The sequence below is a fragment of the Endozoicomonas montiporae CL-33 genome, from assembly GCF_001583435.1.
In the GTDB taxonomy this organism is placed as follows: domain Bacteria; phylum Pseudomonadota; class Gammaproteobacteria; order Pseudomonadales; family Endozoicomonadaceae; genus Endozoicomonas_A; species Endozoicomonas_A montiporae.
On sequence record NZ_CP013251.1, the window covers coordinates 826902 to 851890 of the forward strand.

The 24989-nt window shown below is 46.0% G+C and carries 15 protein-coding genes and 4 pseudogenes; 4 read left to right on the forward strand and 15 right to left on the reverse strand.

The genetic code is table 11. From position 1 onward, the window contains the following. Positions 1-654 precede the first annotated feature (654 nt). The gene (locus EZMO1_RS03695; RefSeq protein WP_145912455.1) at positions 655-1680 is read left to right on the forward strand and encodes a hypothetical protein; all 1026 of its coding nucleotides are present in this window, start codon (positions 655-657) and stop codon (positions 1678-1680) included. 303 nt (positions 1681-1983) lie between these two features. Here EZMO1_RS03695 and EZMO1_RS03700 read toward each other — a convergent pair whose 3' ends face one another. After that, complete coding sequence (locus EZMO1_RS03700) at positions 1984-2178, reverse strand: helix-turn-helix domain-containing protein (RefSeq protein WP_034879752.1); 195 nt, start codon at positions 2176-2178, stop codon at positions 1984-1986. Between the two features lie 123 nt (positions 2179-2301). On the opposite strand from EZMO1_RS03700, the gene EZMO1_RS27975 reads away from it, so the two are divergent. Further along, positions 2302-2457, forward strand: coding sequence for an IS1 family transposase (locus tag EZMO1_RS27975; RefSeq protein WP_145912456.1), 156 nt, complete (start codon positions 2302-2304; stop codon positions 2455-2457). A 3-nt stretch (positions 2458-2460) separates the two neighbouring features. On the opposite strand, the pseudogene EZMO1_RS25275 reads toward EZMO1_RS27975, so the two are convergent. Beyond that, positions 2461-2685: pseudogene (locus tag EZMO1_RS25275) on the reverse strand (ATP-binding protein); the annotation flags it as partial. Between the two features lie 84 nt (positions 2686-2769). Between EZMO1_RS25275 and EZMO1_RS03715 the strand changes: the two are divergent. Next, a protein-coding gene (locus tag EZMO1_RS03715; RefSeq protein ID WP_145912435.1) for an IS3 family transposase occupies positions 2770-3877 on the forward strand; the annotation gives its coding sequence in 2 pieces (ribosomal slippage) (positions 2770-3038 and positions 3037-3877; 1110 coding nt in all). Between the two features lie 42 nt (positions 3878-3919). On the opposite strand, the gene EZMO1_RS03720 is transcribed toward EZMO1_RS03715, so the two are convergent. Then, entirely contained in the window at positions 3920-4474 is a 555-nt protein-coding gene (locus EZMO1_RS03720) for an ATP-binding protein (protein ID WP_051790756.1), read from the reverse strand. Between the two features lie 10 nt (positions 4475-4484). Further along, complete coding sequence (gene istA / locus EZMO1_RS03725) at positions 4485-6017, reverse strand: IS21 family transposase (protein WP_145912735.1); 1533 nt, start codon at positions 6015-6017, stop codon at positions 4485-4487. Positions 6018-6239: 222 nt separating this feature from the next. Here istA and EZMO1_RS26075 point away from each other — a divergent pair. Next, positions 6240-6919, forward strand: a protein-coding gene (locus EZMO1_RS26075; protein ID WP_145912457.1) for an IS1 family transposase whose coding sequence is annotated in 2 segments (ribosomal slippage) — positions 6240-6456 and positions 6456-6919 — 681 coding nt in all. Because the reading frame shifts where the segments join, the coding sequence is not laid out codon by codon here. 256 nt (positions 6920-7175) lie between these two features. Here EZMO1_RS26075 and EZMO1_RS03735 read toward each other — a convergent pair. The 11 genes and pseudogenes from EZMO1_RS03735 to EZMO1_RS03785 form a co-directional block, all read right to left on the reverse strand. Next, positions 7176-8327 (reverse strand): carbohydrate porin, encoded by a 1152-nt coding sequence (locus EZMO1_RS03735; RefSeq protein WP_082212390.1) that lies wholly within the window; start codon positions 8325-8327, stop codon positions 7176-7178. Positions 8328-8610: 283 nt separating this feature from the next. Beyond that, positions 8611-10002 (reverse strand): MFS transporter, encoded by a 1392-nt coding sequence (locus EZMO1_RS03740; protein WP_051790817.1) that lies wholly within the window; start codon positions 10000-10002, stop codon positions 8611-8613. A 98-nt stretch (positions 10003-10100) separates the two neighbouring features. Continuing rightward, positions 10101-11249 carry a glycoside hydrolase family 172 protein gene (locus tag EZMO1_RS03745; RefSeq protein ID WP_201772271.1) on the reverse strand — a complete coding sequence of 383 codons (1149 nt, stop codon included), beginning with the start codon at positions 11247-11249 and terminating at the stop codon, positions 10101-10103. A 165-nt stretch (positions 11250-11414) separates the two neighbouring features. Then, positions 11415-11525: pseudogene (locus EZMO1_RS27525) on the reverse strand (IS1595-like element ISEnu2 family transposase); the annotation flags it as partial. A 202-nt stretch (positions 11526-11727) separates the two neighbouring features. Beyond that, positions 11728-13150 (reverse strand): annotated as a pseudogene (locus tag EZMO1_RS25285) (ISNCY family transposase). Positions 13151-13333: 183 nt separating this feature from the next. Continuing rightward, a pseudogene (locus EZMO1_RS03760) lies at positions 13334-14586 on the reverse strand (ISL3 family transposase). A 126-nt stretch (positions 14587-14712) separates the two neighbouring features. Beyond that, the gene (tkt, locus tag EZMO1_RS03765; RefSeq protein WP_034879755.1) at positions 14713-16719 is read right to left on the reverse strand and encodes a transketolase; all 2007 of its coding nucleotides are present in this window, start codon (positions 16717-16719) and stop codon (positions 14713-14715) included. Positions 16720-16829: 110 nt separating this feature from the next. Continuing rightward, positions 16830-17783: a transaldolase gene (gene tal / locus EZMO1_RS03770; RefSeq protein WP_034879757.1), complete on the reverse strand. Its 954-nt coding sequence runs from the start codon at positions 17781-17783 to the stop codon at positions 16830-16832. Positions 17784-17857: 74 nt separating this feature from the next. Next, positions 17858-19507: a signal transduction protein gene (locus tag EZMO1_RS03775; protein ID WP_034879759.1), complete on the reverse strand. Its 1650-nt coding sequence runs from the start codon at positions 19505-19507 to the stop codon at positions 17858-17860. A gap of 53 nt (positions 19508-19560) precedes the next feature. Continuing rightward, positions 19561-21150: an FGGY-family carbohydrate kinase gene (locus EZMO1_RS03780; RefSeq protein WP_034879761.1), complete on the reverse strand. Its 1590-nt coding sequence runs from the start codon at positions 21148-21150 to the stop codon at positions 19561-19563. Between the two features lie 509 nt (positions 21151-21659). Continuing rightward, positions 21660-24887, reverse strand: a complete 3228-nt coding sequence (locus tag EZMO1_RS03785; protein ID WP_034879763.1) for a galactose-binding domain-containing protein — start codon at positions 24885-24887, stop codon at positions 21660-21662. Positions 24888-24989 lie beyond the last annotated feature (102 nt).

The following is a 24989-nucleotide window of genomic DNA, read 5'->3' on the forward strand; positions in this document are numbered from 1 at the left end:
TATTGCGTCATCAGTGATGTTGTCGCCAGCTCCCCGACCACGCTTTCAAACGGGCAAAAGGCACCAGTGTGTTTACGGTCTCTGGTCCGGATATGTCTTCCTTTCTATCATAGGCATGTAGGCAGTAGTTGGGAGAAAAGTTACTCATAGATGTTCAGCCGGGGGCCCGGCTTGGAGCGCTTTAAAGAAAAAATGACAATCCGGTTTGATCGCTTTTTGCCCAAGTGGAACTATATTGTTTTTCCCGATACATGCTGAAATCGGGAAGTTATTTTCAGACAAATCCTAAACTCAAATTTATTTCACGAAATAGTCTACACTGATCGTTCTCAACTGCAGTTTAGTTGAATGTATTTATCGGTTTCCCGACCACAGGGGAAACGGCGTTTTTTCTGCTTGTGAACAAAGTCTTGCAAAAAAGTGATTTCGAAACATTGCTACTGAAGGCTTCTAATCTAATTCTGGTCAAACGTTGTCTCTAAAACGACAAGTGCCTGCTTTTGCATCAAAACCGTTTATTGTAATCCGAAGGTAACACTCATGATGTGCCGTCACTGTTGCAACAGAGCCCCTTTCAGTCTGTCAGGGTTTACGCCTGCCCGCTTGCCTTACAGGTTAAGGTTATGTTGCCATGCCCTGTTTGTGATCATCAGCATGGCAGTTGTTCGTAATGCCGAGGCCTTACCAATGCCTGAGGACTTACCAATATCTGTTAAGATAGAGAAACACATTACCGCTCAGACTGGAGAAGACGTGTCATTCAAATTCACGGTTAGTCTGCCGCGATCTGCGGGGTTTAATGAGTTTGCATTTGGATTATGGGAAAATGACCACGTTTCAGCCTACTTCTTCACCGTTAATAAACAACTAAAAGGTATCTTGAATCCAGAAATCAAAAAAGAATACCCTGATTATGCAGGCAGGCTGTCTTATATTCGTGGTGTTCAGGGTCAGAACTCGTCATTTTTATTCAAAACGTTTACCTTTGTTCTGCGCAATGTTCGTCCACCTGACAGCAGAAACTACGGTGGCAATCTTGCTTATGGTGGTTTTGGCAAGGTATTTCCTGCAAAATCCACTCTCGAAGTGTCCCCGGGTCCTTATGTAATCGCAAACCCTGACTTTACTGTTTCAGAGGTAAGGCACGCTTCTGTTTTTAGATACTTGCTTTATCTTGCAGGTTTGCCTGACGGTCAGGAACCCTCAGGGAATATTACCTTTAGTTCTTTAGAAAAGAGTAAAAAAGAAATACCACTCTTTCAGTCTTTATGGCACGGATATAACATGATGGCCAATGAAACGGCTCTATCATTGCAAGGCTTTTCAAGCCATTACAATGAAACATCCAATGAGTTAACAGTCATTATGAAAAATACGACCGAAACTGATTTTGGTAAATTTTTTAATCTTGAATTAACGATCAGAAATGTCAGCAGACCACTTCAAGCTCAAGTACAGTTGTTTCAGCGTGCCGATTACAGGATTCCTGATACAGAGACAGTAACCGAAATGTCTGGTACACAAACAGTAACCAAAATGAAAATAATACACAAAACTGAGGGCAATCAGGAAAAAGTTATAACCAAAATGGTAAATATAAAGACTTCGTCAAAGGCTTCACGTTTGGATTTTGAATTAAGCGTGATCACTCTGTTGTTCGCGGGCCTGCTCCTCATGTAATACCAATTCCGCTTTCTAAATATGACCATGAGCAAGTCATTATGGGTCACGGGACAATACCCTGAAGGCAGCAGTTTCCGTACTTAAAACGACGATAGTATTATAACTTTTAAGGCCTGCAGATAGGCTCACAGGTGACAAGTCTTGCAAGGGCTTTCGCTCAGGTCGCATTATATGGCTCAACAGCAAAGTTCATGTTTATCCCAGTCATAGCTGTAGGCCTTGATTACCAAAGGATTGCTCTTAATGTCGTCCTTATGAGCCATTACTGGCTGATGATTGCAGCAAATCGGGAAGTTATTTTTAGACGATTCCTAAGCGGGTAAAGTAGTTCGTATATTCAAATCCAAGCTGGTAGGCTATTTCAGCCACAGTTTTGTCAGAGGCCAGTAACTGGTTTTTAGCTGAATCTATCAACTCAATATGAATCCATTCCTTGGTAAACTCGTTCTGGTTGTTCTGATACTGGGTTTTTATAGCATCAAACAGCCCGGCCACCTGCTTTTCTTCTTTGGGGGCAGATGCAATGCTTCATAAACTGCATAACCGGTGATGTGCCTGATGCGTTGATTGCGGATTGTCGTTCTCTGTAGATTTGAGATCATAACGTATTTTGGTCTGATGGCTACGATAGAAATTTGTTGTTCTCACTGTGAATCCACCCACGTTGTTAAAAACGGGAAAGCTCCGTCTGGCCTACTGCATATTCCGGTCAAAATGAACACCTTCTCCGGAAAGCGTGAACACCTCCGCTTCCCTAAGCATTGCCTCTCTTAATTTTTAGCTTGAGTGTTCACGATCATCCAGTTTTGCCTTTGTTTTTCTCATGGACTCTCCCTTGAGTTTTATCCTGTGAGCATTATGGGTCAGCCGATCCAGAATGGCATCGGCCAGAGTTGCGTCTCCGATACTGTCATGCCATTTCGAGACCGGCAGTTGACTGGTGACGATGGTAGAGCTGTGGTTGTGCCGGTCATCCATGATTTCCAGTAGGTCATTACGCTGACTTTGACTATGATGGACCCCATAAACTGGACAGGTAGCTAAGTTAAGTTTTCTGGCTGTAAGATGACCCTGCAGGAGGGAATCATGACAGCAAAAAGAAAACGACATAAGCCCGAATTTAAGGCACAGGTAGCACTCGAAGCCTACAAGGGCGAAAAGACCATAAACCAGCTGGCAAGCGAACACGAAGTTGCAGCCGTTCAGGTTAGCCAGTGGAAGCGACAGCTACTCCAGGGGGTTCCAGAAGTCTTCGGCAGGGCACGGCCAGAGGTAGATCCAGATGCGCTCACTGCCCCCCTGTATCAGGAGATCGGACGGCTTAAAATGGAGCTGGACTGGTTGAAAAAAAAATCTGGCAATGTCCATTGATGACAAACGGAGATGCATAGACCCGGATCACTCGAAGATCAGCATTCAGCGCCAATGTGAACTGGTTGGGTTAAGCAGGTCAAGCTGGTATTACCAAGCTTCTCCAGCTTTGGAAAGCCCTGAGAATCTGAATCTGATGAGGCTCATTGATGAGCAGTATACACGTACACCGTTTTACGGCAGTCGTAAGATAACTGCATGGCTGAATGAGCAGGGCTTTCCGGTCAACAGGAAGCGTATACAGCGACTTATGAGGCTGATGGGCATACAGGCTGTCGGACCAAAACCGGGCACAAGCCTGAGAAACAAAGAGCATAAGGTTTACCCGTACTTGTTGAACGGCGTTGATATTGTGAGACCCAATCAGGTCTGGAGTACTGATATTACGTACTGCCCGATGCCTCAGGGGTTTATGTATCTGGTTGCCATTATTGACTGGTACAGCCGTTACGTGGTCAGCTGGGAGCTGTCGAACACACTGGATGCAGACTTCTGTATTCATGCGCTGGGTCGAGCTTTGGAACAAGGTGAACCTGATATATTCAACACTGACCAAGGGTGTCAGTTTACCAGTAATGATTTTCTGGCACCTCTTCAGGAACGGGAAATACGTATCAGCATGGACGGGAAAGGGCGAGCACTGGATAACATTTTTGTCGAGAGGCTGTGGCGCTCCGTCAAACATGAATGGCTGTACACGCATGAATTTCAGACTGTTCCAGAGCTTTATACTGGGCTGGATGAATACTTTGAGTTTTACAACACTGAACGATTACACCAGTCGTTGAGTTATAAAACGCCTAAGGCAATTCACTTTGCATGAGGGCTTTGGACCACTGCCAGGACTTAACTTAAATTTGTTGGTTTACTGTCTTGACAGTGGGGTCCACCATAGACTGAGTGGCTCCAGCCCCCAGTCATCGAGAATCAGCAGGTCAACTTTTGCCAGCTGTTTCAGTTGCTTGCTGTAACTGCCGTCACCATGGGCAATGGTCATTGCTTCCAGCAGTCTTGATGTCCGGAAGTAACGAACGCTAAGCCCTCGCATACATGCACTATGTCCAAAGGCACAGCTCAACCAGCTTTTTCCTGTTCCGCATGGACCGGTTATCAGGAGATTCTGCTTTCGCCTGAGCCAGTCACAGGTGACGAGTGTTGCCATCTGTGATTTGGTTATGCCTCGTGGCTGTTCATAATCAATGTCTTCCAATGTGGCAGACAGCTTGAATCGGGCAACCTTGAGCAGCCGTGCCAGCCTCTTGTTGCTGCGGTCAGCATCTTCCTGATCAACAAGCAGTGCCAGTCGCTCTTCAAAGCTGAGACCTTCATAAGTGCCGGGCTGTTCTTGTTGCAGAGAAAGAGCTTCCGCCATGCCACTGAGTCGCAGGCTGTGTAAACGGGTCATCGTTTGGTTAATCATGTTCTGTACCTCACTGGAAGAAGCCTGCGCCACGGATGTTTTCGTGACTGCGTGTCACTCGCTCATTGTCGTTTTCCTGTGGCAATTCAATGGGTACTTTGTCCAGCCCGGATTGCAGGATGGACTTCACACTGGCTACCCGACGCCCTCCGGTTTTGATGGCTCGGTCACACGCAGCATTTAACCGCTGATGTCCGTACTCGCGCTCAAGGTTTAACAGCCCGAGGCATGCCCGATAAGCTTGTTCCTGATGTTGTTTGCCATCCAGCAACTGCCGGGTAAACATTAAAACGTCTGGTCCCAGCTTTTGCGCCCACTGTAACAGCCGTCCCGGTGTCCACTGTTGCTGTTTCTGGTGGCGTTTAGGCATATGCTCCGGTTTGGTGGTGAAGCTTCCGGCGGCGTATTGCCGAACATGGCTTGTGACTGATTTGCCTTTGTAGAAGATCTGGACAGTGTGATGGCTGCCACGGATTTCTACCTGCTCCCTGACCAGCTGATGGGGCACGGAGTAATAATGACCACTGAATTGCACGTGGTAATCAATGTTGACTCTGGCCATCTTGAACTCCAGGTGCTCGTAGGGCTGTCTGGGCAGAGGCGACAGAGCAGGCTTGTCCAACTCGTCAAACTGACTACGACGGCAACCGGGTAGCTGCTTAAAGGGTCGATTATTCAGGTCTTCCAGCAGGCGTCTTATTTCCCAGTTCAGCTCTGACAGTGAGAAGAACGTCGTATGGCGCAGGCGCATTAGCACCCAGCGTTCGACCAGTTGCACACCGACCTCGGCTTTTGCCTTATCTTTTGGCTTGTAGGGGCGTGCAGGCAAGACAGAGCATCCAAAGTGTTCAGCCATGTGCTGATAACTGCGATTGATCTCCGGGTCATAGCGACACGCTTTGGTCACGGCACTTCGCAAGTTGTCCGGTACCAGCATCTCAGGCACACCGCCGAAGAACTGGAAAGCCCGAACCTGGGAGCCAATAAAGTCTACAGAGCCCTGCGTCCAGGTGGCTTCCGCAAAGGTGTAGTTAGATGCTCCCAGCACCGCTACAAAGATTTGAGCAAGTGCCGATTCACCGGTTTCTTTGCTGACAACCGGAACCGTCAACCCGGCGTAATCTACAAACAGCTTTTCACCCGCTTTATGCTGTTGCCGCATGGAGCGCTTCTGCTTCTTGCACCACTCGTTATAGCGGTGGCAGAACTGGGTATGGCTGTAGGCATTGTGGGGATATACCTCACAATACTCTTCCCAGAGCAACTGCTTGGTCATGCCTTTGTGCTTAAGACTGCTGTGCATCTCAGCCCAGTCGGGTTCAATAAAGCCCTGTTGCTTACGGTTTGGTGTCTCAGGTGATAAGCGATTTATGAGTGCAGAGTCGTCCATAGCATCGGGCAAAGGCCAGGGCAGACCGGATTTTTCAAACAATGTCAGATATTTGCTGACGGCTCCGGTGCTAACTCTGACACTGGCAGATATCTGCCGGGTGGACAAACCACAATTGTGACGGAGTCGAAGGATTTCCCGAATTTTTCGCATTGATAACCTCTTTTCCTTAGGCATTGCCGTTCTCCCTGTTTCAGTGGAATTAGGAAAAGCGGCACAAGTTTAATGAAATCAATGCTTAAGGAGGAGGTTTTGGTTCTTTCCGGAGACGATTCCGGTGTCGTGAACACGTATTCCGGCTTCGTGAACGGTGATTCCGGAAATTCGTAAAAAGTGTTCACGATTAAGCGGAATAGGTGTTCACGGTTTTGCGGAATGAGCGTTCACAATAAACCGGAGTGGGTGTTCACGGGAGGCCGGAATATGCAACTACAGCGATTCTACTGTCGAGCTTGCTCAAAGAGCTTTCAAAAGGACTTCATCTACAAGGCTAACTTGCCTGGTACCCATGAACGGATCATCGAGATGGCTATGAATGGTTCTGGTGTTCGTGACACAGGCAGAGTCCTCGGTGTTAGTCCAACGACTGTCACCAACCACTTAAAAAACTGTCGCCTAAACAAGTAACAGATTTGCCCTTCGAGAATGCCAAGGTTCAGCTACTCTGCCAGATGGATGAGCAATGGAGCTTTGTTGGGAGCAAGAAAAATCAGCGCTGGTTATTCTATGCTTGGGAGCCACGCTTCAAGCGAGTGATAGCTCATGCCTTTGGCAGAAGGGTTGCATCTACGTTAAAGAAACTCCTGCAGTTGCTTAAGCCATACAGCTTTAGTTACTTCTGCACAGATGACTGGAAGCCGTATAAACGGTATCTTCCGGAAGGTATTCATGTAGCCAGCAAACGTTTTACCCAAGGGATAGAGAGGAACAATCTCACTTTGAGGATTAGATTGAAGAGACTGGCGAGGCGAACAATCTGCTTCTCACGGTCAGAAGAACTGCACGATAAAGTAATTGGTGAATTCATCTCAAGAAATTACTATCAACGTATTTAGTACGCCACCAGAAAAAGCCATTGCCGGAACAATAGTTAACAAAGTCAGAAATGAACGCTTAAAATTCACCTGAATTACCTTTAGTTATTATTGAAAAATAAAGTCTTGAAATTTGCTTCAAGGCTTTAGAATTGAGGCAAGAGATTATGAGTAATAATTATATTCCCAGATCACTAAATGGATATATACATAATATGCCTTTTAGTGAGTCTGAGAATAAAATTCAGTTTTAGTCTGTTGTTATGAAATTTCCCAATTAGAAGTAGTAGTTAAATCGGGTACGGAATGCAGTTGTTTCCTCATCGTTGTTCTTAACACCGTAAGCGTTGTCGGTCTTGGAGTGAGACAGTGCAAAAGTCACTTCTGCATTATCAAAGTTCAAAACAGGTACAGTGTATGCAGTGTATAATACGTAGGATTTTGTATCTTCCTTACCTTTGTCAATGTGTTTGTTTTTGGCAAAAGATCCGCCTAAGCCGAAACGACCATACTCAATGTTACTGTTGAATGTTTCTGCTTTCCAAAGCTCTTTGGCATCTTGATGCGCAAAGCTGTTATGCCAGATTAAATCACCAAAGTTCAGTGTTGCAGTTGCGGCCAGACCATAGCGATTAGCCAAATCATACCTTCTGTTGTTATTCGAATCGGCTATAGTAACAGAGTCATTGTTTAGTTCGGCTTCACCACCAAAGCTCACACTAAGGAAACCTGTGTCACTGAGGTAGTTGATAACAGGACGAACCATAAAACTGTTATTTTTAGAGGTGATTCTGTTTTTATCATCCAGATAAATGTCTGAACCACTTAACACTTCAAGGGTATCGCCATAAACCGTTGATACCTCGGCCGTCCAATTGCTCATCTTGGTGGCTATACGCGCCTGACCAGCCTTGCCACTCCGTCCGCGAGCTTCTTTCGCCATGTAATAATAGACACCTTGACCGATTCCATCGCTGCCTGCTGCATAAAACACTGCTACGTCCTTACCCAGTGGGAACAGATCCATTGCTTCGTAGCGGCCAATTTGGAACATCCAGCTATCTTGGACCCCGAATGCAAAATAGGTATCGTCCATCTCTAATTGACCGTTTGTCTTCAATAAAGAATCCGCACGGGCGGTCACGAATGATCCGTCATCTCTGGTGTTTCTCCAGTCAGTGCGCAACAAGAATCTGGAGTCATCACCAATTTGAGTATTAGTTAAGCCTCGGTTATCACGAGTTGGAAGTGTCGTACCATTTACACCATTTTTGTTGCTAAATACATCAAAATTGATCTCCATATCACCGCCAATGAAAAAATTACCATCGGGTGAAGTCCAGCCTTTATAGTCCTCAATAGGCGTCCATTCAGCTACGGCCATTGTGGATGCACTCATTACGGCGATTGCGAGAAGCGTCTTTTTCATTTTTTATCCTTGTGTTGTATATAATATTTAAATAGTTTTATTTAATTAGGCTTCGGAGGCATTACTTCCGAAACCAGAGCCACACATTCTAAAATTCAGGATTTAAGAGATTCTTATCCGTCAGTTGTAGTATTTATAAGCCTGACTACTAATAATTCGAAGATGTATTAAACAGGTGTAGTTAGGCTTGAATCTCTGTGGGTCTTATTCCCCGCCGCTTGCGGCGAAATACTCACAGAACTAACTTCATACCCCGCCCCTTGGGGCGGGGTAGTTGTTTGTATCAGGCCTCCATTGCTCGAATTTGTTTCAATTTATCTGCTGTTTCGGCAATAGTCTGGCTGTTCATTTTGAATTGAGAAACAACCAGCGCTGTTAGCATAAAGCCGATGGCAGGAACCAGTGAGAAGACTGTCAGAATACCGTTGATGGCTTCAGGTGTTTGTTCCACACCACCACTCATATAGCCGTAACTTCCCAGTAAGCCCATCGCAATAGCTCCACCAACTGACAAACCAACTTTCAGAGAGAAGATGGTGAATGAAACAGCCAGTCCATCAATGCGACGACGGAACTTCACTTCACCATAGTCAGTAGCATCAGCAGTAAAGGTGAACCAGATTGGCGCAATCATCTGATTAAAGAAGCCAACAAAGAACTGGATTGCCATGATAACCGCTATGTTGTTGTTACCTGCGATGTATGAAACGGCTGACATGGCGGCACACGCAAACAGAAGGGCAATGTAAGCTTGTTTCTTACACATTCTTTCTAATACTTTAGTGGCCATTTGGGCGCCAATCATGCCACCTACCATCCACAAAGACATGAACAGAGAGACCATGGCTGCAGCATTTTCAACATACATAGTGATGTAGAACATCTGCGTCGTGTTCTTGATCGTTTGAGTGGTCACCATCACAAAAGTAGCAAGCGATAACCAACGGAATTGGTCGTTTTTCCAGATCAGCGACAGGTCTGAAAGTATGCTGGTTTTTTCTGTCTTGACTGGCTTAACACGCTCTTTTGTTGTTGAGAAACAGATGAGGAACAGTACAACCGAAAGAACTGCCATAATCATCATGGCATAGCGGTAGCCGTCAGCAGGGCTATCACCCAATATTTCTGTCATAGGCAGTACGATTGAGGTAATGACCAGACCGCCACCGGTTGCAAACATAAAGCGAGTAGCATTGATGGAAGCCCGCTCTTCCGGATTGCTTGTCATTACACCTGTCATGGCACCGTAAGGAATATTGGTGGCAGTGAACAACACCATCAATACGGAATAAGTGACGTAAGCGTAAATAACTTTAGCCTGAGCCCCCATGTCTGGCACAGTAAACACTAGAACACTAGCAATGGCATAAGGCACACAGAGAATCAGAAGGTAAGGACGGTATTTGCCCCATCGGGTTTCGGTTCTGTCAACCAGGGCACCCATAAGAGGGTCAGTGATGGCATCAACAATCCGGACAAACAGAAAAATACCTGCCACTGTTGCTGCACTTAGTCCGTAAATTTCGGTGTAATAAAAACCTAATAAAAGCAGTACAGATTGATAAACAAAATTACCAGCGGTATCGCCTAAACTGTAACCAATTTTTTCTTTTAAACTAACGACAGGTTTATACCCTGCCGCACTGGTTTGACCAGCAGATAATGTTTGTTCCATGACCCTTCCCCTTTGATTGTACTTTTTGAAAAGTCTATTTTTTTGTGATCAATGAATAACTGCAGAGAACTGCCAGTTATTCATTGTTTTTAATGAAATTAATGAGCCTGCAGTCCGTCCCAATCAGGTAGAGGCTTTAATTTTGCCGTTGGCAATGTTTGATACCAGAATGAAACCGTAGCGATATCGTCTTGTCTTGGCAGATATTTACGGTCAGGAACGTGATCAAACTTTTTGGCATTAAAGTTTTTCCAACCAAGATCTTGCACAGTCACTTTCAGTTTTGATTTAAAGCGAATCGGATCTTGAATATGCCAGCGATACATTGAAAATCTTGGTTGGGATTTGTATAAGCTGTCTGGCTCAATTACCTGTGCCATTCCACCATAGGGTGAGTTATAAGCGGCGTATTTGTCGTCTACCTCCCAGTTAAATGCTCCAAGGAAATAATCTTCTGTACCTGTACCGCAAATGGTAGGGTAGTCGTCATCTTCATCAATATAGAATTTAACTTCACCTTCACCCCACCAACCGCCAGCGCCATTTAAGCCAACGCACATTGCTGTACCAATATAATGACCTTCTCCCTCAATGCCATCAATAATGGTATGAACGCCTTTAAACGGCACCGGGTTAGTTCGACGGAAGCTGGCATGGAAGTAAGCGCAGTTCTCAGGGATATCAGTTAATTGATAATTGATTTGGTAATAGAGGCAACGCTCAAATTCTCCAATATTTTCAATGGTCATGTAGCAGCGCTCACGGAATGGCATGCTCCAGAAACAATTGAATGCATTTTTCGGTAATACACTAACTGGCAGGGATACTAATGGCTGAAAAGGTCCTCCTACTAATTCATCAATATTGTCACACCAGCCGTAAGCAAAGAAATCAGGAAAGGGGACTTCTACAGAGGGGAGCTCCTGATTATCCCAGTAAATGCGAATAATTAACTCACGAGAAACCATGCCGGTTATCCACATACTCTGGATATTACCCATATCCTTAATATCTGCGATAACCGCTGTCTCACCGGGCTTTATATTAATAGCCGGATTAACCTTCCAGCCTTCTCCCAGTTCACTGGCTTGCCTTTCTGCAAAGCCAGTTGTACCCATTCCACCTTTGCCTGGCTCTCCAGTCGGATTTTCAGCGGTGATGCTTCTTGAGCGCGCATCAGAAAGCAGACTAAGATTGCTAAGCGACATATTCAGTCCATCAAATCCAGATGGGTGGTTAGTAGTCATAACTCAATCAGACTCCTTAAGTTATTTACTGATCAATATTATGGTTTGTTAGCTAATACGAGTTAGCTATATGCTAAGTAAATATCCTTTACAGGGTTATGACACAGGTCAACAAATAGGAACGCATGCCATCAATTTTTGATGCTAAAAGATCATCAGCAAGGGCTATGTTCCATTTTCGGGTTGAAAACGGCATAGGCATATAATCTTATTGGTCAGTCGGTCAATATCTAACGGTATGCTTTCTGTTAAAGCTCTCCGCCAACCTAGGTAGTGCCTGTCAGAAAACCTCTGAAAAATGGCAGTCGTTCCTGGCCGACAGAAGTTGATAACGGCTGGATTTCAGTTACCAGACGAACAAAGGATGTTTTTTGTACTGCGCTGCTCAAAATACAACCTGATTCGACTATCTACGAGCACAGTAATCTCTCATGCTTGGCATGATCAAAAGTAAACTGACGGGAGCCTGACTGAAAGGCTACTGACGATCTCTGGTCAGCAGAATTTTACCCAACCGCTTCAGGTTGCTGGCGACAACAGCCAGTGCGACATACCGCTCAAAGCCTTCTATCCCTTTATCCGGGCATTTGTCGAGACCATTCGCTTCCAGTGCGTTGATATCGGATTCAACGGCTGAGTGCTTCCTTCTTGCCCGGATAAATTCCGGGTGGCATTCCCGTTTTTTGTCATTGGCTGACAGCCTGCCTTTCTTGGGAAGAACTGAATGCTCCAGAAGAACTTCCAGCTTTTCAAGATTGCCCGGACTCCAGAAGCCTTTGTCGTAGCTCACCTGGCTTAATGTCGGGAACCGCTTTTTGGCAGCCTCAGCCATAGGTACTGTAACCTGGTCGTCTGTTTGTTTTTGCATGACCTGATGATGCAAAGTAAAACCGAACTGATCCTGCAACACGCAGACCCGTAACCCCAGTTCAACCGGAGTTCCGGCTTTGCCTTTGCTGATCCATTCTGTATGAGGCTCAAAGATTGAGAACACCTTCTCATTATGGGGAATCTGCTCATGTTCTTCACCCGTCGGTAAATCAGGTTTATCTGGTGACGACTGTGGGCTATGTGATATTTGAGGTTTTCCAGCCTTGGCTCATCCGGTTGCTTTTTCACCAGCAAGGACAAGGTCGTTTCAGCTCTGCGGACAATTGAAAGGCTGTACTTTATGTACTCGAGATGAGCCATCTCAATATCGTGCTGCCGCTGCTGCTGTTTCAGTTCACAGGTCGCACTGGAATGCTTCAGGTTTCGAGCCTTGTTGTAGCGCTTGCGATGCTGATCTTTGAGGTATTTGCGCTGACGCCAGCCCGGAAGCTGGTACTGATTGGCAAGAGCTGACGCAAACTCAATACTCTTACGGCAAGCGTCGCTCAGAAGGCTGATATCCGTGGGGAAATGGACATCGGTTTTGACTACGAACGAATCGGTACGGCCATGTAGCGGCTCATCTTTTTTTTAACCAGCTGGTGACCTGCATCCACCGTGACCTGGTTAATCTGATCCAGTATCTCCGGTGTGAAGAGGCTGATGTTGTCCTGTAATGTTTGTATGTGGTAGGTGTGGGTACAATAGGGACCATGCCCGAGCATTTTCCGTAATGTCCCATGTTCATTAGCCAACTCTTGCAGGCGGTCGTAGTCACAATTAGTGACAAGGCGCAGAGTGCCAAAGACCAGAATGTTCCAGAGGTCCATACCAGGACGACCATTGTGCCGACTGGCAGGAATTATGTTCTCAAGCACCTGAAAAACCCTGTGTCGCAGATCAGGTGTTATCCAGATATGTTGCAGCCCCCGGAGCAGGCGGGGAATGTCGTCTCTGGACTTGGGATTAAACGTGATGGCGGAGATATCAACTTCGCCCAACTGCATTTGTGGGTTGATGGTTTGGCGCATAAATGTGGAAACAGCCTGTTTTGGAAAATCTTCGAGTACTATATGGGGCTACAGGCTGCTGTTTTCAAGTGTTTGTGGGTTTTCGGACAGGCACTATGTAATGTGCTGGCTAATACGAATTAGCTGTAATGATATGTAAGATTCACTATATTTCCCGTGATGCAGATCAAAAAAAAGGCCTCGTCAGTAAAATCTGTGGGTCATTTCTGGTTCGGGTAGCTTGCCAAGCGCATGATATAAAGCGATTTCTGCACATTTATAAGTTCTGAAGCCGTATGACTTTCTCGTAGTGAGTTTTATCTTGGTATTCAGACCCTCTACAATGCCGCTGGAGAATGCTTTTTTGCCCTGAACCAGTTCAGGATAAGAGGCCTGTGTCGTCGAACGGTTTTAGCTACTTTCTTCATCGGCTCTATCTTTGATCGCATAACCCTTGTACACCAACGATCCAGATATTTTCCTGCCCAGTGTGGTGAGATGTAGTCCCAGAATGCCTGAAACTCTTCTTTGAGCAGGTAGGCTCTGACGCTTTTCAGGTTGTACTGAAGCACGGTGTTTAATTTGATCTCTTCTTTCTCGGTCAGGTTTTCTTTCCGTTTGAGCAAACACCAGCGAGTCTTTTTCAAAACAGGCTCATAACCATCGGCCTGTAACTGCTTGTGCTCAGACGCCCTGACTTCATCTATAGCCTTGTTCAGCATGGCTACTATGTGAAAGCGATCCAGAATATGCAGTGCCTGACTGGCAAACTCGGCAATAGCCTTCACATAGGGTGGCCACATATCAGAGCAGACATATTCCAGTTGCAGGCTGCGCTCTATACCAAAGAAAGCAAAGAAACTGCGAATCGTAGCTTCAGTACGCTCCTGACCAACCCACAGGAGCCGCGTACAGTCACGATCAATTTGGTAGACCACGGTCAGATATTTGTGACCAACTTGGTATGACACTTCGTCAACGCCAATGGCTTTGATATTGTCGAGTGAACGGTGTGCTTTGCCCCATTCAACTACATACTCAACAGCATGGAACACTTTTTCCCATGAAGTATTGAAAGTACAGGCAACCTCTTTCCAGGACAGCTTTCTGGCCCAGTTTGCCAGAAACTGCATGTAAGCCTTGGTGAGCTCCTTCTTGCCATCAGCCCATGGAACTTGTTCAACTTTTACGCCGCACGTTTTGCACTCCACCCGGCGCATTTTGTAGAGCAGAAAAACTCTGATACCCCAGAGAGGAACAAACTCAAAGCGGCGCTCGGCAAGTCGATCGTAGCCTGAAGCTGGTTTTTGGCAGCCTGAGCAGAGGGCATGACTGTTCTTTCGGGGAACCACAGTCACGTAGAACACTTCCAAGCCTTGATAGAAGCCGAGTTTTACATCCTGATAAACAAATGACTTGAGTTTATGAACCTTATTGAGGATAGTTTTAATCAGCATCAGTGGTGGCTTTTGTTGTTTTTTTGTTCATCAACAAAAAGCTATCAGAAGTCAGCCACTGGTGTCTCTATCTCAAAATATGTTCATTTTTACCCACAGTTATCCCTGAAGAGCCAAAAAAAGAAGCTACTTGTTTTTTAAAAGAAGGATGAGTGATTTACGAACAACTTCATCCGCAGTGATATGAAATAACTTATACAAATCAGCCGCTGGAGCTGATTCGCCAAAACTACTCATTCCAACAATATCACCCGTTAAACCAACATACTTATACCAAAAGTCGGTATGCAGAGCTTCAACAGCAACACGAGCCGTTACTTCTGTCGGTAATACTTGCTGTCGATATTCTTCACTTTGTTTCTCAAATACTTCTGGCGAGGGCATTGACACCACGCGGACTAAACGACCACTTTTTTCTAACTGATTTGCAGCTGATACTGCTAATTCGACCTCTGAACCTGTAGCAAGCAGAATTAGCTCCGGTGTTCCTTCAGAGTCCCTGAGAATATAAGCACCTTTTTCAATGTTACTCAGCTGTTCGTCAGTACGTTCTTGATGTTGCAGGTTTTGTCGGGAAAAGATCAATGATGTTGGACCATCAGTACGTTCAATGGCTGACTTCCAGGCAACCGCGGACTCGACTGTATCGCAAGGGCGCCAAGTGTGCATATTGGGTGTATGACGAAGATTGGCCACCTGCTCAACCGGTTGATGGGTTGGACCATCTTCTCCGAGACCGATAGAGTCGTGAGTATAAACAAAAACAGAGCGTTGCTTCATCAAAGCGGCCATACGGACAGCATTACGAGCATATTCCATAAAAATCAGGAAAGTAGCACCATAGGGAATAAACCCTTTATGCAGGGCAATGCCATTCATAATGGCGCTCATGCCAAACTCTCTAACACCGTAATTGAGGTAATTACCTCTGGCATCTTCATTGCGAATAGATTGACAGCCATCCCAGAACGTCAGGTTAGAAGGTGCCAGATCCGCTGAACCTCCCAGCAGCTCAGGAAGTAAGGAACCAAATGTGTTTAATGTGTTGAGCGAAGCTTTACGGCTGGCAATGTCCTCACCTTTGCCCTGGCAATCACGAATATAATCGTCGGCCTTTTCAGAGAAATCCGCTGGTAATTCGCCTTTCATACGACGTTCGTATTCTTCTGCCAACTCCGGATAAGACTCTTTATAGACAGCAAAAATGCTGCGCCATGCAGACTCAGAAGCTATCCCTTTTTTTTTGCCATTCCAGGCAGCGTATATTTCATCCGGTATAACAAAAGCATTGTGATGCCAATCCAGACGTTCTTTCGTCAGACTAATTTCATCAGCACCCAATGGAGCACCATGACAGTCCTCTTTGCCTTCTTTATTCGGTGAGCCAAACCCGATAATCGTTTTGCAACAAATCAGAGAGGGCTTATCTGTCTCGGCACGAGCTTCAATAATGGCGGCTCTGATGGCTTCAGAATCATGGCCATCTACTGCTGGAATAACGTGCCAGCCGTAAGACTCAAAACGCTTTGGCGTGTCATCGGTAAACCAGCCTTCAACATCTCCGTCAATGGAAATACCATTGTCGTCATAAAAGGCAATTAGCTTACCCAGCCCCAGAGTCCCGGCTAAAGAACACACTTCATGGGAAATGCCTTCCATCATGCAGCCATCACCCATGAAGGCATAGGTGTAGTGGTCAACGATCTGCAACGTTCCCCGATTGAACTGTGCCGCCAGCGTTTTTTCGGCAATAGCAAAGCCTACAGCATTTGCAATCCCCTGACCTAAAGGCCCCGTCGTGGTTTCAATGCCCGGTGCATAACCATGCTCGGGATGCCCGGCTGCCTTTGAGTGTAATTGACGGAAGTCTTTCAGGTCATCAATGGACAGTTCATAACCACTCAAGTGCAGTAGAGAGTAAAGCAGCATCGAACCATGACCATTGGACAAAACAAAGCGATCCCGGTCAGCCCAGTCCGGGTTAGCAGGATTATGCTTGAGGAAATCGCGCCACAGCACTTCAGCAATATCTGCCATTCCCATTGGAGCTCCGGGATGACCCGATTTGGCTTTCTGAACAGCATCCATACTCAAGGCACGAATAGCATTTGCCAGCTGTCTTCTTGTCTTCATTTTTTATATCTTGAATTAACTTTTAATGGTTAAGGGATAAGAATTAAGGGTTGACCTTTTCAGACTGAAAAGGTCAGGTTGGTGAAATTGAGCGCTACAGCTTTTGAGTGCTACAGCATTTGAGTGATGAGCGTTTCCAACTTTTTTTGATCGATGGCAAAGTTTCGAATGCCTTCCGACAGCTTTTCAGTCGCCAACGGGTTTTCATTCATCGCCCAGCGGAACTCAGCCTCATTAAGCACTGCTTTACTGGTTTTGCCCATACCTTGGTGCGCAAAGAGTTTTTGCTCCAAAGATTCCTGGCATTGTTCAAGCTCATCAAGCAGGTCAGGGCTGATGGTCAGGCAGTCGCACCCTGCTAACTGGCGAATTTCGTCAATGTTTCGAAAGCTGGCTCCCATCACGACCGTTTTATAATCATGCTCTTTGTAATAATTGTAAATTTCCGACACCGAGATAACGCCGGGGTCTTCAGCCGGAGCGTAATGGCTGGTTCCAGTACTCTTTTTGTACCAATCCAGAATGCGTCCGACAAAAGGCGAGATAAGATACACGCCCGCTTCTGCACAAGCCTGCGCCTGAGCCAAACTAAACAGTAATGTCAGATTGCAGCGAATACCTTCTTTTTCTAGAATTTCAGCCGCTTTAATGCCCTCCCAGGTAGAAGCAATTTTTATTAACACACGGGAGGTATCTGCGCCTGCCTGTTTGTATAAATCTAAAAGGTCACGCGCTTTGCCGATGGTTGCTTCTGCATTAAAAGACAGTCGTGCATCAACTTCCGTTGAAATAAAGCCGGGAACAACGCCTTGTATCTCTTTGCCAATACCCACCGCCAAATAGTCGCAAGCATGAGCAGCCTGTACTCTTTTGTTGTCTGACTGATAACGAGCGTACTCCAGTGCTTTTGTTAACAGCGCATTATATTGTGGCAGAGTAGCGGCTTTTAAAATCAGTGAAGGATTTGTGGTGGCATCCACCGGCTGATACCGTTTGATGGCATCAATATCACCCGTATCAGCCACTACTTTAGTAATGGTCTTTAATTGTTCTAGCTGATTCATAAATCAATAGGGTTTTACTGGAAGGAAAAAAAGTGTGCGCGACAGCAGTTGCTGCCACGCACACCGAGGGTAAATCAGATGTCAATGTTACCAGCGACATGAACTTTCATGTTCTGAGTCAAAGCCTGGGCAACAAACGCTTGTACCACTTCTTTCAGGTTTTCCTGAGGAACATAAGCCACGGAAATATGATTACTCTGATGGCCCGCCATCAGGTCATCACGACCAACACCGTCCAGCACACAGTTCATAAGTGGCCACTCACTATTGGTGCTGTTTGAACGACGCAAGAACTCTTCCTGTGGCAGTTCATAAGCAGTACCTGTACCAATATGCATGTGAACGTCAGTGCCTTCATAATGAGCACGAGCCCAAACAAAGGTACCGGCTTTACACTGGCCAGCAATACTGGAACCACCCAGAGGGAAGAACATGGCAGGCTGGCGGTAGCCTATGGCACCGGCAATGCCGCCTTTGATATGTTCAAAAGGAACAGAACCGGAAATTTCGAAATCCCAATAGAAAGTACCTTCAAATTCACTACCCCAGCGAATATCATGCAGCGTTGTTTCGCTCGGCAGACCCAGACTATCCAGCAGTCGGAACAGCATGGTTTGAGGAATCGCAGTGCCCATGTCCACTTCGTTAATGCAAGGGATTGGCTTGCCTTCACGGATAATGCTGCCATTTTCTCCCTTAATCGGATAACGCTCTGTAGAACCGATGGCACCTTCGGCAAAATCAGAGGCTGCACAACTGTCTTTCAAGCCTTGCTGATATTGAACGCCAACACTGGTCAGACCAAAACGCTCGGTGACACGAGCCATAGCGATCATCATAGCGCACTGTTCCAAAACCTGTTCGCGGGTCAGTTCTGTTGCCGCATCGGTTCCAAATTTAAAGTCCATGCCGCGATCAATGTAGAACTGCAGACACTCTTCACGCTCTTCCTGAGGTACCAGGCTCATTTCGTACAGCAAGGCTGACTGAGACAATGGCTCAATTGGCATACCAATTTTAATCAGGGATTCCTGAGGAAATACGCCATTCATCATGCCCATGCAGAACATGTCGAAAAGCCCCATAATTTCCTTGTTGTCCAGTATGTATTGACCCACCTGCTGGCCTACTTTTCCAGCTTCGGTCTCCATGACAGAGTGTTCTTTTGTCACTTCTTTCAGATAACTGACATCGTGCTCAATCTTGCCGCTTTCGAGCCAGCTCTGAAGACCTGAATAGAAAAAGTCGTCATCAAACTTTTCTGACCACAAGCGGCTGTATTCACGGCCAAGGCTGTTTAGAGTGCCAGCCATACAAAGAGCCCCTACCAGGCCAGGCCAGGTGCCGTCGAAGTTAGCAAGTAATAATACCGGACCTTCATGATGAACCAGTGAAGGGGCCAGGTGATGGGAATATTGCCAGGCTGTCATTAAAACAATCAGCGGAGCCTTTGGATCTATGGAGGCCATCACGTCAGAGCCTTCGCGCTGGTTGCTGATAAAGCCATGTCCCAGATCTTCCTTGACCGGATGAGCCCGACGAACGCTAAAACCAAATTTTTCTTTCAGGGCAGCTTCCAGCTTGCCTTCAAAGTGATTCTGAACTTCCCAGCAATTTTTGTTAGCGGTTTCGCGCAAATCACCATTAACAATGACAAATACTTCTTTTTCGTCGAGTGTCTGGCGCACTTTGGCTTCTGGCAGATTTAGCTTTAAAGAGGTCATACAATTCTCCCGAGCCCTTCATTTTGGGCTGCTGTTTTTTGATTCTGGTGGTATTAAAAATCTTTCATCATTGCCTTGTACTTCATTTGGTCTTCATACATTTCGTGGAAGACTCTGTACTTGGCGTCATGAAAGGGTTTGGTTCGATGATCAGGCGTGATGACTTGCCCTTTTGATGACATGGTTGCCATCGCCGCCTTTAGGTCAGTAAAGTCACCACAAGCTGTTGCTGCGAGCATGGCTGACCCCAAAATAACCGCTTCGTCTTCAGCTCCAAGAACAATTTCACAACCAGTTACATTGGCATGCTCTCTCAGCCACAGTGGATTCTTGGTGCCGCCGCCACACATGTGGATACGGTTAATTTGGTGCCCGGCGCTGTTCATGGCTTCAATAATATGACGCGTACCATACGACACAGACTGAATAGCGGCCATATAAATCCGGGCTAGTTCAGTCAAATTTTTATTAATAGAAAGACCTGATACCATACCTTTCAGGTGTGGATTGGCTCTTGGAGAGCGGTTGCCATGGTGGTAACCCAGTAAATGAAAATTAGACAAAAAGTGAGGATCTTCCTTTTCCAGACGCTCAACTTCTTCATTCAGGATGTCATAATGGCTTCGTACCTGCTCCTCAGCCATTTTCATCAGTTCAGGGTAAAAGGCACTGTCTTTAATTACATGATCTATAAGGGAGCCCGCGGCAGATTGCCCTCCTTCGTTTAGCCAGGTGCCAGGCACCATGGCTCCCCAATAGGGGCCCCAAACACCATTAACAAAAACAGGCTCTTTGCTTACTGCCATATGACAGGAAGATGTTCCGCCTATAATCGCTAATGTTGACTCGGGCTTGTCACCAATAACACCTACACCTCCTGCGTGTGCATCAATGATGCCTACGGCAACTGTCGTCAGCATGGTTAAACCCAGCTCGGCCGCGGCGATATCACTCAGCTGTCCTGCAGGCGAGCCCAGATCGAGAATTTGATCACCTAATTTTTCTCCTGTAATCAAATCGTCCAATCCGAGCTGCTCAAGTAAAGACATATCCCAGCTTTTGTTGTGTGCAAGATAAGTCCACTTACAGACCTTCGTGCAAACGCTACGGATATCTTTACCACTGGCGCGGTACACAAGGTAATCTGCCAAGTCAAAAAACTTAGCTGCCCGGCTATATTGTTCAGGAAGTTGGTCTTTCAGCCACTTGAGCTTTGGCAGCTCCATTTCCGGGCTGACTTCACCGCCAACATACTGCAACACTTCACTGTCTGACTGGTTTATTTCAGTCGCTTCAGCCATTGCGCGGTGATCCATCCACATAATAATGTTTTGGTCATCTGAGCCGGTCGGAGAAACACTCACCGGTTGATCATTGTTGTCGATTGAAACCAGTGAACAGGTGGCATCAAAACCAATGCCTTTGACCTGTTCAGGTTTGACACCTGACTCATTGATCACAGAGTTAACAACCTTGCAAACTTGCGACCATATATCGGACGACGATTGTTCAACAAAGTCGGGAGCAGGTCGGAACTGTTTAATAGGGCTGACAGCCTGAGCCAATTTTTGACCGGTAGCATCGAACAGACCTGCTCTTGCGCTTCCTGAACCAACATCGACCCCAACGTATAGGTGTTGCATATTGTTTTTCCGGATCTAGCTAATACGAGTTAGCTATGATCGTATCTGTCATAGATTATCGATTCAAGCGCTCTTGCGTGTTAACCGCTGTTAAGGTTGATACAAGTCAACATCTACGATTTTTTATGATAACAGTGAAAAATGAGTCAGGTATCCGCACCTCAGTCACAAAGCTTACATGTTTCAGGGAAGAGGCAACTGTATCGGGAAAAGCCGACTGCGCAAAGAAAATTAAATACTTTATTAAAGCCGGATGAAGCAGGCAGTTGATTAATAAACTGACAAAGTAGAGCAAATTTTTTGGGTAAGCGTTATACCAGTTATGCAGTTGAACCGGGAGAGGAATCGCAAGACTCCTCTCCTTTCTTTCAACTTAATTAACTGATGTTACGCACCTTAAAGGAAGGAATCAGGGCTACAGAGCAATGACCTCGTTCGGAAATCTTGATGATTCGTAGAGGGTGCGTAACTCCAGTTAATTAAGAATATTTACAGCTATTCTATGGCGCTCAAGAACCAAACACCTGTACTTCCGCAAGAGACAACACACTCTCTTCATCAGCGGATGTGTTTGATAGTTGGATTCGCACATACCGGCCAGTTCTGTTTATGGCTACTTCCGTGTTTCTTCCAACTGCGCCGCTTATATAAGTATCGAGAACGCCGTCCTGAGACTGGGAATCTTCCACGGTGGTTCCGGAGAATGGTTCATCCGAAATAAACACATGAAAGTCTGACAGCCTGTTCGAGCAGCAATCAGTGCGATTCCAGATTTTTACAACACCAATATCTTTTATACTGCCAAGATCCAGTGTCCAGTAGGGTTGACTCTCCATGTCTGTATGTGTGATCTCGCCCAAACCGTAGGAACCGCCGGTATTACCATTAATGGCTCTGCTTGCATCATTACCGTTCCATGTTGATGATTGCGTAGCTGTACCATCCAGAGCGTGATTTTCCGGCGTTGCCTGAATTTTAACCCGGGCAATACCAAAATCCTGTCCATCGGTATCAACGATATTAATCCTCAAGTATCGCGCCAGCGGACTGTCTGACAAGTACAAGTGATTAATGGCCTGCTTGTTTGTGTTGATGGTTGTCTTGGGAATGTAAGACTCTCCATAGCCTCTTGGTGTATAAAAGCTCTGGGTCGTCCAGTTATTGCCATCGTTTGATGTTAACAGCTCAAAGGTAATACCTTGCTTATGGTATTCAATTGACTGATCTGAATCGATTGATGCAAAAGCCAGATTCACCTGACTGATTTGTTTCGAATCACCAAAATCAATTTGCCACCACGCTCTGTTTGCGCCGCTTCCCGGAGTCCAGTAACTGCCAGATTGGCCATCGATTGCATGACGTGCGGTATTGGAATTATCCGATGCTGTAGCTTCTTTCCCAACAACCAAGCCAAACTCGGGAGGAATGCTACCCTCAGGCAAAGGAAGGGCTGGCGGCAGCCCTTTTACAATTGAGCTAATTGTTCTTTCTTTAGGTGAAGAGAGCCTTCCTGCATTTTCTACGACAGATTCAAAAGCCGGGTCGTAGTTTGCATTGCCACCAGACCAGTCGTTGTTGTGCAAGGTATGGAACTGGGCACCTTTTATGTGCTCATTGAGTCTGGGGCCGGTATTGTTGTAAGAAACGTTGTCGTTTACCTGAAAACCTCTGGAGCCATCATCCAGATAAACAGCACCATTCAAGTCGTACGCGCCGGTAATAACGTTTCCGGTAATACGACTGTTTATATTTGAAGATAAATTATAAACGCCACCACCATCGTGCCTTACTTGCATTGGCTTATCGATTAAATTGTTGATGACCAGCGTATCTCTTTGCTGTGTTGCACTGTTATAGCCTTTGCCGGTATTGTCATCAATAAATGCAAACTGATCAACATCGTAGCGACCCCAGCCCCATCCAACTGAAATGGCTGAGTAGGGCATATTAATCACATCGTTATTAATAACAACTGTACGTGATGCCCATACACTTGAGATACCTGAAGTGTCGTCATACTCTCTACCGGTGTTTTGAATCAGGTTGTTGTCTATCAGATTATCTTTGGTTTTATAAGAGTCATCTGGAACATGGCTGTCCTGTGCGTGACCAACCCAGACGGCACTGCCTGAAATATCCTCAAATATATTGTTAAATACAGTATTGTTTTGAGCGCCGCGTCCCAGCTCGAGAGCAGTGGCTCCCAAATGCTTGAAGGTGTTGTTTCTGAACGTGATATTATCAGAGAAATTGAATCTTACATTTCCCGGAATTTGTTCAATACCTTCAAAAGCGTCCTCTATGGTTATGTAGTCAGTGTCTTTCATATGAACACCAGACTGAACGGACAAGTATCCGTTTTCACCATTGGGGTATAACCAGGTAGCGTAAGAGAACTGAAGCCCTTCAAAGTTTACATGACTGACGCCATTGCCTTCTATTAAGTACTCAAGCCTTGGTATTGTCACTTCTACTGCATTCGAGCCTGTAAGGGTTTCACCCGGTCTGGGCTTGTAATACAGAACATTGGAAGGTGATGAAGCACCAGTGAATACCTCAACTTCCGCAAGGGACAGAACATTGTCACCATTAATTGCGGTGTCAGGCAGCTGGATACGAACATATCGACCCGCGCGATTGATATCAAACTCTTCGCTTACACCGGCTTCTCCTTCGAAAACCTTCTCGGTGACTCCTGGCTGTGTCTGCGAATCACTGATTGAGCTGCCAGTAAAAGGATCGTCAGATACAAAAACATGGAAATTCTTTAGGCGATCGCTGCAGCAGTCGGTACGATTCCAGATTTTTATGGATTCAATGGGGTTGACATCGCCTAAATCCAGCGTCCAGTATGGCTGACTTTCCAAATCGGTATGAGTCACCTGATTGTGTTCCCAGATACCGGATGTATTGCCGTTTATAGCATGACTGGCAATACCGTGACTCCATGTAGACGATTGAGTTGCAGTGCCCGAAGTAGCAATATTGCCAGAGCTGCCAGCTGCTGACGAATCGAGGTACCATTCGCCTTCTGTATCCAGTAACGCCAGATTGTTTTCTACCCAGGCAACCCGTGCATTTTGATCAACAAGGCCAAAAGGCCCCATTGCTGACGCTGTAAAAAAAGGTTCATTCAGTGTTGCTTGATTGCCAGAAACCGAGCTAACACCGCCACGGTACATTTTCCACCGATAGCCAAACACCAGCTCAATATCCGATGGGTTTTTCCATGACGATACGTCAGCCGGAGTACTGTAACCCGTCGCGTTTCGATACCAGCCTGATCCATCTACAGATCTGGCTCTGGTCGCTCTTTGACCATCAACATAAAGCTGCCTGGAGACAATGCCTTCAGGCACCGGTGCTTCCCATATGCCATTGCCATCAGGGTCACTCCAGCCTGAGATGACAGTGCCACCACTAATGATTGCAGTTTCTCCCGGAGCGGATTTGTAGGTAATCGAATACCCATTGCGACCCGAATCAATCTCGTTAAGTTCAAGCGTGGAAGACAATTCATAAGTGCCCCCTGCAAGAATAACGTTTACGTTATCCGTCAAGGGGGCCAAAGATCGAATATGGTCTCTGGCTTTGTGAAGACTTTTCCAGGGAGCGGATGAAGAAGCGTCTCCTTTAATGTCATTGCCTGTGGGCGATAGATGAATATCTATCGATGCAAAAGCTGTTGAAGCTCCCAGCAGTGCCATAGTCAGAGGTATGGTTTTATTGATACGCATTATTTGCTTTTTTCTTTTTGAGGTTGGTGGTTGCACAGTGCGGCTTTTGAAGATGCAAGAGTGTGAACTTCTAAAGCCGCCTATTTATAAGGTGGGATTTGT